Annotated in this window: 7 protein-coding genes; 6 read left to right on the forward strand and 1 reads right to left on the reverse strand. The window is 60.1% G+C overall.

What is annotated here, in order from left to right:
* Positions 1-93 precede the first annotated feature (93 nt).
* The 4 genes from HG264_RS17445 (at position 94) to HG264_RS17460 (ending at position 7,532) form a co-directional block, all read left to right on the forward strand.
* Positions 94-633: a YaeQ family protein gene (locus tag HG264_RS17445; RefSeq protein ID WP_169408790.1), complete on the forward strand. Its 540-nt coding sequence runs from the start codon at positions 94-96 to the stop codon at positions 631-633.
* On the forward strand, positions 633-2,351 hold the full coding sequence (gene recJ / locus HG264_RS17450) for a single-stranded-DNA-specific exonuclease RecJ (RefSeq protein WP_169408791.1): 1,719 nt from the start codon (positions 633-635) through the stop codon (positions 2,349-2,351). The genes HG264_RS17445 and recJ overlap by 1 nt, the downstream gene beginning before the upstream one ends.
* 106 nt (positions 2,352-2,457) lie before the next feature.
* Complete coding sequence (locus HG264_RS17455) at positions 2,458-5,157, forward strand: HAD-IC family P-type ATPase (protein WP_169408792.1); 2,700 nt, start codon at positions 2,458-2,460, stop codon at positions 5,155-5,157.
* A gap of 104 nt (positions 5,158-5,261) precedes the next feature.
* Positions 5,262-7,532 (forward strand): EAL domain-containing protein, encoded by a 2,271-nt coding sequence (locus HG264_RS17460; RefSeq protein WP_256663716.1) that lies wholly within the window; start codon positions 5,262-5,264, stop codon positions 7,530-7,532.
* Positions 7,533-7,572: 40 nt separating this feature from the next.
* On the opposite strand, the gene HG264_RS17465 is transcribed toward HG264_RS17460, so the two are convergent.
* A complete protein-coding gene (locus tag HG264_RS17465; RefSeq protein WP_169408793.1) occupies positions 7,573-9,981 on the reverse strand; it encodes a xylulose 5-phosphate 3-epimerase in 2,409 nt (802 codons plus the stop codon).
* Positions 9,982-10,236: 255 nt separating this feature from the next.
* Here HG264_RS17465 and prfB point away from each other — a divergent pair.
* Positions 10,237-11,332, forward strand: a protein-coding gene (gene prfB / locus HG264_RS17470; protein WP_218573018.1) for a peptide chain release factor 2 whose coding sequence is annotated in 2 segments (ribosomal slippage) — positions 10,237-10,308 and positions 10,310-11,332 — 1,095 coding nt in all. Because the reading frame shifts where the segments join, the coding sequence is not laid out codon by codon here.
* Between the two features lie 133 nt (positions 11,333-11,465).
* Positions 11,466-12,971: a lysine--tRNA ligase gene (lysS, locus tag HG264_RS17475; protein WP_169408794.1), complete on the forward strand. Its 1,506-nt coding sequence runs from the start codon at positions 11,466-11,468 to the stop codon at positions 12,969-12,971.
* The last annotated feature ends 20 nt before the right edge of the window (positions 12,972-12,991 follow it).

Here is a 12,991-nt window from a genome sequence, read left to right on the forward strand (position 1 = left end):
TCAACCATCTGACAGCGGGTAGCAGGTTCCGGCGCTGCAGGGGCGCGGCTGTTTAAGGTACACTGCCCGCCCTTTTTCCCGTCGATGAATCCCATGGCCCTGCAAGCGACCCCCTACAAAGTGCACCTCGGTCTGTCCGATGTTGACCGTGGCATCTACGAGTCGGTACGCATAACCATCGCGCGTCACCCGTCGGAAACCGAGCAGCGCATGACCGCGCGCATATTGGCGTATGGCTTGTGGTATCAGGAGCGGCTCGCTTTTGGTCGCGGGCTGTCGGACGTCGACGAGCCGGCGCTGTGGCACAAGAGTCTGGACGACCGCATCGAGCACTGGATCGAGGTTGGTCAGCCGGATGCCGATCGCCTCACCTGGTGCTCGCGGCGGTCGGAAAAACTCTCCCTGCTGGCCTACGGCAACACGCGCGTCTGGGCGAGCAAGACCTTGCCTGCCGTCGCCGGCTTGAAGAACCTGAATATCGCCGTTTTGCCGCAGGAGCCGCTGGATGCCCTCGCGATCGATCTACCCCGGGCGATCGACTGGGGTCTGATGATCAGCGACGGCGTGCTCTATGTGAGTGATGCCCGCATGCAACATGAGCTACCGCTCGAATGGCTGCAGGGTGAGCGCTGATGCGCATCGAATCCCGCCCCGTTCCTGCCCAGCTACCTGAGCTGGGTGATCTGCCGCCGTTGTTGCAGCGCTTGTACGCGGCGCGCGGCGTTGCGTCCGTTGCTGAGCTCGACCGGAGCCTGAAATCACTGCTTCCGTTTGATTTGTTCAAGGGTATGCGCGAAGCGGTGGCGGTATTGCGCCGTGCGCTTGAACTGCAACAGCCAATTCTGATTGTGGGCGATTTCGACTGTGACGGTGCCACCGCCAGCAGTGTCGCAGTATTGGCGCTGCGTGCGCTTGGGGCTGGCCATGTGGACTATCTGGTGCCCAACCGGTTTGAATACGGCTATGGCCTGACGCCGGAGATCGTCGAAGTAGCACTGGCGCGTAAACCCGAGGTGCTGGTGACCGTGGATAACGGCATATCCAGCATCGAGGGAGTCGCTGCTGCCAAGGCGGCGGGGTTGTCCGTGGTGGTAACCGATCACCATCTGCCAGCCGAGCAACTGCCGGCAGCCGATGCCATCGTCAACCCCAGCCAACCCGGTTGCGATTTCCCCAGCAAGGCGATTGCCGGCGTTGGGGTGATCTTCTATGTAATGCTGGCACTGCGGGCCGAGCTGCGTAAAAGCGGCTGGTTCAATGCCACGCGCCCCGAGCCGAACCTGGCCGAGTTGCTTGATCTGGTAGCCCTTGGCACGGTGGCTGACGTGGTGCCGCTGGATGCCAATAACCGGATTCTGGTGCATCAGGGGCTGGCGCGGATTCGAAGCGGCCGGTGTCGCCCCGGCATTCGCGCTCTGCTGGAAGTGGCCGGGCGGCCCGCGCAGCGGCTGGTGTCCACCGATTTGGGCTTCATCGTCGGGCCGCGCCTGAATGCGGCAGGGCGACTGGATGACATGAGCATGGGCATCGAATGCCTGATCACCGACAACGAGGATCTGGCGCGGGATATCGCCCGTGAGCTGGACGGGCTGAACAAGGATCGCAAGGCCATCGAGCGGGATATGCAACAGCAGGCATTGGCCAGTCTGGAAGCGGTCAGCGTCACTGAGCAGGAGTTGCCGTTTGGATTGTGTCTGTTTGATCCTGACTGGCATCAGGGCGTTATCGGTATTCTCGCTTCGCGCCTGAAGGACCGTTACCACCGACCGGTCATTGCGTTCGCCGACGCAGGGGACGGCATGCTCAAAGGGTCGGCGCGCTCGGTGGCCGGCTTGCATATCCGTGATGCACTGGATGCCGTGGCTGCGGCCAATCCCGGGCTGATCAGCAAGTTTGGCGGGCATGCCATGGCCGCAGGCTTGTCCTTGCCCGAGGCGTTATTCGAACAGTTTCGCATTGCCTTCGACGCCGAGGTGCGCCGTCAGCTGGTGGCCGATGACCTGACCGGGCGTGTGCTGTCCGATGGTGAACTCTGTGCCGAGGAGTTCACGCTTCCACTGGCCGCACAGCTGCGCGAGGCGGGCCCCTGGGGCCAACATTTTCCCGAGCCGGGGTTCCATGGTGAGTTTCAGGTTATTCAGCAGCGCCTTGTAGGCGAGCGGCATCTGAAGATGGTGGTACAGCCGTCCGGCTGCACCAACCTGCTGGACGCGATTGCCTTCAATGTCGATCCGGCTGTCTGGCCGAATCCTGCCATCCAGCGGGTCGTGCTGGCCTATACGCTGGATATCAACGAATTCCGCGGCCAGCAGAACCTGCAGTTGCTGGTCAAGCACGTCCAGCCGGCCTGACGGGTCGGCGTTTCCCCGCGCCCGGACATTGACCTGAGCCAATGTCCGGTCAGCTCCCACCGTCTACACTGGCCCTGCTGTGGTCATTCGTCGCCGGGAACTCATTATGGATCAGAAACCGTCATCCTCCAGTTGGCACACGCAATCCGTAGCCGAAGTCCGGCATCAGCTGCGTAGCCGCGACAAGGGGTTGACTGCTGCCGAGGCAGCTGACCGGCTTGCACAATATGGACCCAACGAGCTTGGCGCTGCGAGTGCCCGGCCATGGTGGCGTCGCTTGCTCGCGCAATTCCAGAACGTACTGATCTACGTGCTGCTGGTGGCCGCGCTGGTCACTGCGCTGCTTGGCCATTGGCTGGACACCTCGGTGATCCTCACGGTGGTGTTACTGCAGGCTGTGGTTGGCATCGTGCAGGAGGGCAAGGCCGAGCAGGCGTTGGCCGCTATTCGGCATATGCTCGCGCCCCAGGCAACGGTGATGCGCGATGGTGAACGGCAGCGCATAGCTGCCCGTGAGCTGGTGCCAGGGGACGTGCTGTTACTGGAGGCGGGCGACCGCGTCCCGGCAGACGTGCGTCTGGAGCAGATACACGGTCTCAAGGTCGACGAAGCGCTGCTGACCGGCGAGTCGGTACCGGTGGACAAGCTGACCGACCAGCAACCCGGCGACGCGCCACTGGCCGAGCGTTTCAACATGGCGTATTCGGGCACGTTGGTGAATGTCGGTACGGCGCGCGGCGTGGTCGTCGCAACGGGCGAACAGACCGAGATTGGTCGTATATCGGGCCTGCTCAGCGGTGTGGTTACCTTGCAAACGCCGTTGCTGGAGCAGATGAATCGCTTCGCCAAATACCTTTCGCTGATCATCGTCGTGATTGGCGCGCTGGTGTTCCTGGCGGGCTGGATGTTCAGCGAACGGCCCCTCAATGAACTGTTCATGGCGGTCGTCGCACTGACCGTATCGGCGATACCCGAAGGCCTGCCGGCAATCCTGACCATCACCATGGCTATCGGGGTGCGGCGCATGGCGTCTCGCCAGGCGGTGGTCAGGCGCATGCCAGTCATTGAAACCCTCGGCGCCGTATCGGTGATCTGTTCTGACAAGACCGGTACCCTGACCCGCAATGAAATGATGGTCGCCGCGCTGCTGCTGGACAGGACCAGTTATCCGGTCAGTGGCGAGGGTTACGCTATCGAAGGCCGGATCGGCGATGCGCAGTCCGGCGAGCCTTCGCCAGTGTTGCTTGAGTATATGGCGCAGGCAGCCTTGCTCTGTAATGACGCCGAGCTGCAGCGCCAGGGCGAGAAAGTGAAGGTCATCGGTGATCCGATGGAAGGTGCCCTGTCAGTGCTGGCCGCAAAGGCCGGGCTGGATGCGGCGTCGTATACGGCCGAATGGCCGCGCCGCGATGAAATTCCCTTCGATGCTGACAAGCGCTACATGGCGACCCTTAACCATGATCACCACGGCCAGGCTGTGGTGTTGCTCAAAGGTGCGCCGGAGCGCGTCATGGCGTTGTGTAATAGCGCTCTGAACGCACAGGGCGCGCCCGTGGTGCTGGACCCTGCCGATTGGCAGGCACACATCGACGAGCTGGCCGGGCAGGGGTTGCGGGTGTTGGCGCTGGCGCGCAAGCCGGTGAGGGCGGAACAGCACGACCTCGATGGCGATGCGCTGGGTGAAGATTTCCAGTTGGTCGGAATTGTCGGGTTGCTCGACCCGCCGCGGCACGAGGCGATGGAAGCGATAGCGGAATGTCACCGTGCAGGCATTCGGGTGAAGATGATAACCGGTGATCACGCCATGACAGCGCGGGCCATTGCTGCCCGTCTCGGACTGCGTAACACCGAACGGGTTGCCACCGGGCAAGAACTGGACAGTCTGGACGACGCCGAGCTGATGCAGCTGGCGCAGGATGTCGACGTGTTTGCCAGGACCAGTCCCGAGCACAAGCTGCGGCTGGTGCAGGCCCTGCAGTCTGTACATGGCGTGGTGGCCATGACGGGCGATGGGGTAAATGATGCGCCAGCGCTCAAGCGTGCCGATGTCGGCATTTCAATGGGTGTCAAGGGATCTGAAGCAGCCCGTGAAGCCTCGGATATCGTGCTGTTGGATGATAATTTTGCCAGCCTTGCCGCTGCGGTGCGGGAAGGACGCACGGTGTATACCAATCTGAAAAAGGCCATCAGCTTCCTGCTGCCGATCAACGGCGGGGAAGCAGCCAGTCTTATCGTTGCCCTATTGATCGGACTGACTCTGCCGATAACCGCTTTACAGATTCTCTGGGTCAACTTGGTCAGTTCGGTCGTACTGGCGATGGGGCTGGCTTTCGAGCCGGCTGAACCCTCAGTGATGGAGAAGCCGCCGAGGCGAACCGGTGAGTCCTTGCTGAACAGCTTTCTGGTATGGCGCATCGTGCTTGTGTCGCTATTGTTTCTGGCGGGCATTTTCGCCAGTTTCCAGTGGGCGATTCAGGCTGGCTACAGTACGGAAACTGCTCGCACATTGGCGGTCAACACGCTGGTGGCGATGGAAGTGTTCTATCTGTTTGCGGTGCGTTACCTGGATAGCCCGTCGATCACGCTGCGCGGGATGCTGGGCACGCCGGCGGTGTGGATTGTGGTGCTATTGGTATCGACCTTGCAGATGCTCTTTACTTACGCGGCGTTCATGCACACGTTGTTCGACTCAGCGGCTTTGAATATCCCGCTGTTGCTGATTCCGGTGATGGCGGGCGTGGCAGTGTTGATGGTGCTCGAGCTTGAAAAGCGCGTTCGGCACGATGACCTGACGGTCAGTAAATAAAGTTTCTGGTGATACAAATATGTGTAATGCTTCACAAAATTTCAGCGAAACGGTAACGCGTAAGCAGTCGTATGATGGTGTTTGATACCAGGGAGCGCCAGGTCTTGCCTGACTTGAAGAAGCGTCTGAAGGGAATGCAGAACCATCTCGGTCTGAATGCGGAGGATATCCGCACCCGGCTGCGTCTGCTGCTCATGGATGATCAAAGTATCAAGGAGTTGGCTGAACACCTCCCTGAGCTGGAAGCGCTGCATGTGCAATGCATCGATGCGTTGCATGACCATTTGCTGCAGTTTCCCCATGCCGCCGGGCTGCTTAATCGCCCAGACATGCTGGTGCGTCTGAAGGAACAACAGAAACACTATTACCAGCAGATGCTGCGCGGTCCCTACGACATGCAATACGTGCGGCTGCGCCTGCTCGTCGGTATAACCCATGAGAGTGTCGGCCTGGGGCAAAACGTATCGCTGGCCAGCTACCACTTCTACCTTGATTTCATGCACGCCCAGCTGCGCAAGCGCTGGCCCGGGCAGCTTGAGCTGGTACACCGTCTGTACAGCTGTCTGCTCAAGGTGGTGTTTTTCGACATGACCCTGGCGGTTGATACCTATTCTGCCGCCAGCCAGCTCGCGCTAGAGGAGAGCCAGACGCGCTACGCCCGCGCTATGCACGGGACCAACGACGGCATCTGGGAATGGCGTGTCGCGGACGATCTACTGGAAGTATCCGAGCGCTGGTTGGAGGTGCTTGGGCTTGATGCGGCGGACGCGCCAGTAAATCTGGTCGAATGGCTGGATATGCTTCCACAGAGCCAGCGCAGCGGATTCAAGGCTTCGGTGATGGCGCACCTGGAGGGCTATCGACCCGAATTGAAGATTGAGTGCCAGTTGCGTCATGCCCAGGGAGAGTACCGCTGGGTACTGGTGCGGGGCGAGCTGACTGAAGACGTTCATGGCGACCGCCTGTTGTCGGGCTCCCTCACGGATATCCACATACGCAAGACGGCGGAACAGGAGCTGGCGCATGCGTCCCTGCACGATCCACTGACCAAGCTGCCCAATCGCGAACGCATGAATCAGCTTCTGCTGCAGGCCCTGCAGCGGCAGGCCAAGCCCGGTGCGCGGCATGCGGCGGTGCTGTTCATCGATCTGGATCGCTTCAAGCTGATCAATGACAGTCTGGGACATCAGGTTGGCGATCAGGTGCTGATTCACGTCGCAAAGCGTATCGAGCGCTGTCTGCGGCCTGGCGATCATTTGTGCCGTTTCGGTGGCGACGAGTTTGTTGTGCTGCTCAACGATATGGCCGAGCCGGGCGATGCTGAGAACGTCGCCAAGCGCATCATGCAGGGCTTGCTGTCGCCGCTGCTTATTGGCGAACGACGCCTGACCGTGACTGCCAGCATTGGTCTGGCTCCGCTCAAGGGGCATGATCAGGAACAGGACGCATTGCGCGAAGCCGACCTTGCGCTATACCGGGCAAAAACCTTCGGTAAATCGCAGCTGGCCCTGTACAGCGAGAATCTGCAACAAGAGGTCCATCACCGTCTGGAGCTGGAGAGCGCGCTTAGCGAGGCGCTCAACCGCGAGCAGTTCGAGTTGTATTACCAGCCCATCGTAAAAGTAGAAGGCGACAGCTCCAGCGTGATCGGTGTTGAGGCCCTGCTGCGTTGGTGGCGCGACGGCAAAATGATCCCGCCGGATGAATTCATTCCTGCACTCGAAGAGTCAGGGCAGATTGTCGAAGTGGGCGCCTGGGTGTTGCGCCAGGCCTGCGTGCAGGTGCGTGAATGGCATGAGAATGGCCACCCTGCGTTGCGCTGCTCTGTCAATTTGTCCAGCCGCCAGCTGCGCGAAGAGAATTTCGCTGCAACGGTCGCTGCGATACTGGAGGAAACCGGCTTTCCGGCCAGCAGCCTGGTGCTGGAGATAACCGAAAGCCTGCTCATGCAGGACGGGCCCGATACGCTCGCTACGCTGCGCGAACTGGAAAGTCTGGGCATCCGCATTGCCCTCGACGACTTTGGCACCGGCTTCTCGTCGCTGGGCTATCTGCACCGCTACCCGCTGCATATCATCAAGGTCGACAAGAGTTTCATTTCCCGCGCGCCGGATGATGAGCGCCTGCGCGCCATCAGCCGTGCAATCATCGGTCTGGGTCGCGGCCTGAGCATGGACGTGATCGCCGAAGGCATTGAAACCATCGAGCAGATGGACTTCCTCAACACCGAAGGGTGTCACTACATACAAGGCTACTGGTTCAGCCGACCACTCTCGGCCAGCATGATCAAACCGGTGCTGAATACATTGGCGGGGTTGGATGTTGAGGTGCTTGTGGAGGCGGGCGTCGGCAAAGAAGGCCTGACTCGGGTCTGACAGGTTTCGTCGCGCTATGCGACGAAACCCTTTTTCAATCCTACCGCAACACGCTTGGACTCCCCTGTCCCTGCACTGCTTTGAGCTCTTCATCCTCCAGCCATTGAGCGGGTTCTACGCCACTGACTTCGGCTGCTGCGGCGACGACGTGGGCCCAGCTCGAGCGGTTGGTGAACAGCATGCCGGCTTCATCCAAAGTGCCGCCACGGTTGATGTAACCGAGCACACGGCTGTGTTGCGGGTCGGGTAGCAGCTTGTGCAGGTGGCCACGAAAGACTTCCGGGCGCATGTGGGTGAGCATGATCCGGCGGGTGATATCGCGGGGGAACAGTTTCTGGATGAGTTCTTCGCTGGCGGCATATTCTGCTTCGAGCTCGTCGCGTGGAATGGCGAAGCGGCCGGGCTCCTGCAGATACACCAGGCGCCAGCTGACGTTATGCGCCGACAAACGCTCCGCTGCGCGTTGCATGGCGCCCATCTGGTACGCACCGCAGGCGACCAGCAGCACGGGCTCGCCATTGCCGTTGTGTTCATCGAACATCAGCGCTCCTTCTTTCGCCAGTTGCACCGCCTGTTCGGGGGTGAAGCGTGAGGGCTGGTCGCGCTTGGCGATGACCATGCAGCTCAGCCGGCCGCGCTCGGTGTAGATGCTCGGCAATACGGCCATGGTGCTGTTGTAGTCTGCTGTCAGAACAACGCGCATGACGTCGTGCATCTCGCCCAGCAGTGCCTCGCAGAAGGTGGTGTCCTGGTGGGATTGTTCGTTCTTGCCATTTTCCCAGGTGTGGGAGGTAGCGATAACCGGAAAGCCCAGCCAGGCAGCCGGCCGGCCAACTTCCTTACGGTGTCGGGCAAAAATAACCTCCTGGCGTACAGCACCGAGCATTTTTACGCAAAAGGCTTCATAGCTGGCAACCAGGTTCAGGCCTGCCTTGTTGCCAAGGCAAGCCGAGACGACGGCTTCTTCGTTCAAGGCGGTGATGATCCGGCCATCAACAGCTTCCAGATCACTTTCCGGCTCGCTTACGCGGTGCTTGAGCGCACGCAGCACACCGCCGAGCTTGTTGCTGGCCAGCTCGTCCGGATTACCCACGCGGGCGCGCAGTTCCGGGTTGGCCTCAGTCATTTTCACGAAAAACCGGTCCACGGCGAGCATTGGTGAGGCAGGTTCGCTTATCCACTCCAACTCGGGCACGGCGGGCGTTTGCGGGTGACGCTTGGCCAGTGCGTGGTCACGCTCCAATGGCCGACTCTGCTCGGCGTGACTTGTCAGCAGCCGCCTGGACTGCTCCAGGTGCTCGGGGCTGACCCAGAGTTTGCCAGCGTGCTGGTTGAACAGATCCCGTGCGGATTCGTCGTGCCGCGGATTACCCGGCAAGGGAAGATTGTGCGCAGCATTCTCTCCCGCACCATAGAATCCGAAGCCTTTGGTGGTTTCGGCGATGGCATAGGGGATAGGCAGCGGATAACTGAGCAGGCCGCGCTGAAGTTCCTCGACTCTGCGATCGAGCCGCTGCTCCATCTCGTACAACGTACAGACAAAGGCAGCCGGGTCCCGGCCATCAAAGCGTATCGGATCGAAGCCGCACGCGGTCAGGTGCTCAACGAAGCCATCGAGGCCCTTCACCGTTCCCAACTCGGTGCGCTGTTCTATCCGCCGTCCATTGGCAATCATGACGGGGAACGCAGCGCCGCAATCCTCGGCGCGCCACCAGCGTGGTATCCAGTCACTGCCGCGCTGCTCTTCGGCCGCGCCATCGGAGAGAAACGCAACCAGCTTCTCGCCGGGCAAGGGCATATGGGCATAAAGCAACTCGGCGAAGCCGAGATAGCCACCTTCGATGATGCCACCGGCGGTGTAAGGGTTGACGTGACTTCCCAGGGGGGCGGCAGGGCGGCCGTCGGGTTGCTGGGCGTACCCGTAGAAGTCTTTAAGCAGTCGGTCCAGCCCGCCGTCTGCGCCGTAGCGTTCGGCTTGTTCAGGATGAAGATTGCCGGTGAGGATATTCAGTGCGTCGATCGCCGCGACGCAATGTCCCTGGCCCATCAGCCAGCTACGGGTATTGCCGGTAAGGTTGTTCAGCGCCAGATAGGCAGCGTAGCCGGGCACCATATTCAGCGCGCCGCCTGTATGGCCCTCCGGGTTGCGCTTGAAATCTTCCGCATTCAGCGCTGTGCCATCCGGACGGCAGCGTTTGGCGTAGGTCATATGCACGACCAGCCACATCCCGGCACTGGTCAGGCGGTCAAGCGCGATGAGCATCCGGTATACCGTGTCGACATCGGGCTGGACGCCGCTTTGCTGGAGCTGGTGGGCCAGCCGGTATACTGCCGCCTGTGTGGCCGGGCTGTGCTCTATCACGCCATAGCCCGCGCGCCATTCGGCGAATGAGGCATGTTCTGCTGCGTGCTGATCGAGAATGGTCTGGTCGGGTAATAACTGGCTCACAAAAGACTCCTGGCGGGTAATGGTGGCTAGCGAATACACCCAGTCTAGCGTGATTCCGGAGATTGCCTTCCTGACCTGTATCAAGCTCTGCCAGCTTTGCTGTCACGGCGAATTTGGCTCGCCGGGGGAGGCGGCCGGACGGGTTTGCGCAATCGAAGTGTTCCGTCGTATCTGCGCGCCCTGCGCCGAGAACGCTGCACGGCTCTGGCAATTTCCGCTACAATGACGCCCTTTTTCCTGACGGGATCTGTCACCATGGAAATCAACCCGATTCTCAACACCATCAAAGATCTGCGTAGTCGTTCCGAGACTATCAGGGGGTATCTTTGACTACGATCACAAACGTGATCGTCTGACCGAAGTAGAGCGTGAACTGGAAGACCCCAGCGTCTGGAACGATCCGGAACGTGCTCAGGGTCTGGGCAAGGAACGTGCGCAGCTGGCGCAAATCGTCGAGACACTGGACGACATGCATGCCGGTCTGGCTGACGCCTCGGAGCTGCTTGAAATGGCCGCCGAAGAAGAGGACGAGTCTGCCGTGGCGGATGTCGTCACCGAGCTGGAACGCCTGCAGGTCAGTCTTGAAAAGCTCGAATTCCGTCGTATGTTCAGCGGCGAGATGGACGCGAACAACTGTTATCTGGACATCCAGGCCGGCTCCGGCGGTACCGAAGCCCAGGATTGGGCGAACATGCTGCTGCGCATGTATCTGCGCTGGGCTGATGACCGCGGATTCGAGACCGAGATTGTCGAACTGTCCGCCGGTGAAGTAGCCGGCATCAAGAGCGCGACCGTGCATATCAAGGGCGAATACGCCTTCGGCTGGCTGCGTACTGAAATCGGCGTACACCGCCTGGTGCGCAAGAGCCCATATGATTCCGGCAACCGCCGGCATACGTCATTCTCAGCGGTTTTTGTCTCCCCTGAGATTGATGATGACATCGAGATCGATATCAATCCGGCGGATTTGCGCGTCGATACCTATCGCTCATCCGGAGCAGGTGGACAGCACGTCAACACCACTGATTCGGCGATCCGGATCACCCACGTTCCGACGAACACCGTGGTCAGCTGTCAGAACCAGCGCTCCCAGCACGCCAACCGTGACACCGCGATGAAAATGCTGCGCGCCAAGCTCTATGAGCTGGAAATGCAGAAGCGCAACGCGGCAGCGCAGGCGATGGAAGATACCAAGTCTGACATCGGCTGGGGGCATCAGATACGCTCCTACGTACTCGACCAGTCGCGGATCAAGGATTTGCGTACCGGCATCGAAAACAGCAACTGCAACGCGGTGCTTGATGGCGACCTGGACGAGTTCATCGAGGCGAGCCTCAAACAGGGGCTTTGACCCCGCTCGGGCGCAATGCCTAGCGCCATGGTTCCATCTGGAATCGCCACCCGTTGCCAGGCCCGATGTATACCGGGGAAGCCGGCAACGGGATTCAGCACTGACAATACCGTTTCTTCAGGATTAGCGAAAAATGACCGATCAGCCGCAAGACCAGCAAGCTCAGCACGAGGAAGAGAACAGTTTGATTGCCCTGCGCAAGGAGAAGCTGGCAGCTGAGCGGGCCAAGGGTAACGCCTTCCCCAATCGCTTTCGTCGGGACAGCTATGCTGGCGCGCTGCAGAAGCAGTACGCGGACAAGAGCAAGCAGGAGCTGGAAGAGGCCGCTATTCCGGTCAAGATCGCCGGCCGCATCATGCTCAACCGCGGCGCGTTCATGGTAATTCAGGATATGAGCGGTCGCATTCAGGTGTACGTTGACCGCAAGGGCTTGCCCGCCGAGACGCTTGAGGCTATCAAGAGCTGGGACATGGGCGATATCATCGCTGCCGAGGGTACTCTGGCGCGCTCCGGCAAGGGCGATCTGTATGTGCACATGCGCGACGTGCAGTTGTTGACCAAGTCACTGCGACCCTTGCCTGACAAGTTCCATGGCCTGACCGATACCGAGCAGCGTTATCGCCAGCGTTATGTCGACCTGATCGTTAACGAGGAAACGCGTCACACCTTCCAGGTGCGCTCCAAGGTGATTTCGCATATCCGCCAGTTTCTGGCTGAGCGCAACTTCCTTGAAGTTGAAACGCCGATGCTGCAAACCATTCCCGGTGGTGCCGCGGCCAAGCCCTTCGAGACCCATCACAATGCGCTGGACCTGCCAATGTTCCTGCGTATTGCGCCCGAGCTGTATCTCAAGCGCCTGGTTGTTGGCGGCTTCGAGCGAGTATTCGAGATCAACCGTAACTTCCGTAACGAAGGCGTTTCCACCCGGCATAACCCCGAGTTCACCATGCTCGAGTTTTACCAGGCCTATGCCGACTACGAAGACAACATGGATCTGACCGAGGAGTTGTTCCGCGAGCTGGCCGTGGCTGTTCTGGGAACAACTGACGTGCCCTATCAGGGCAAGGTATTCCACTTTGGCGAGCCCTTTGCGCGGCTGTCGGTGTTTGACGCGATTCTCAAGTTCAATCCAGAAATCAGCGCTGCCGATCTGCAGAACGTCGATACCGCCCGTGCCATTGCAACCAAAGCAGGCGCCAAGGTGCAAGGCTTCGAGGGTTTGGGCAAGCTGCAGGTAATGATCTTCGAAGAGCTGGTTGAACACCGGTTGGAGCAGCCCACCTTCATCACCCGTTATCCGTTCGAAGTTTCGCCGCTTGCGCGGCGCAGCGATGATGACCCGAGTGTGACGGACCGTTTCGAACTGTTCATCGGTGGTCGCGAAATTGCCAATGCCTACTCGGAGCTTAACGATGCCGAAGATCAGGCTGAGCGTTTCCACGCTCAGGTAGCCGACAAGGACGCGGGCGATGATGAAGCCATGCATTACGATGCCGACTTTGTTCGCGCGCTGGAATACGGCATGCCGCCGACGGCAGGCGAGGGCATCGGTATTGATCGTCTGGTCATGCTGTTGACTGATGCACCCTCGATTCGCGATGTGATTTTGTTCCCGCATATGCGGCCTGAGCAGGCTTAGTTAAAACCCCGTGAATGTTT

Source organism: Pseudomonas sp. gcc21, from assembly GCF_012844345.1.
Taxonomy (GTDB): domain Bacteria; phylum Pseudomonadota; class Gammaproteobacteria; order Pseudomonadales; family Pseudomonadaceae; genus Halopseudomonas.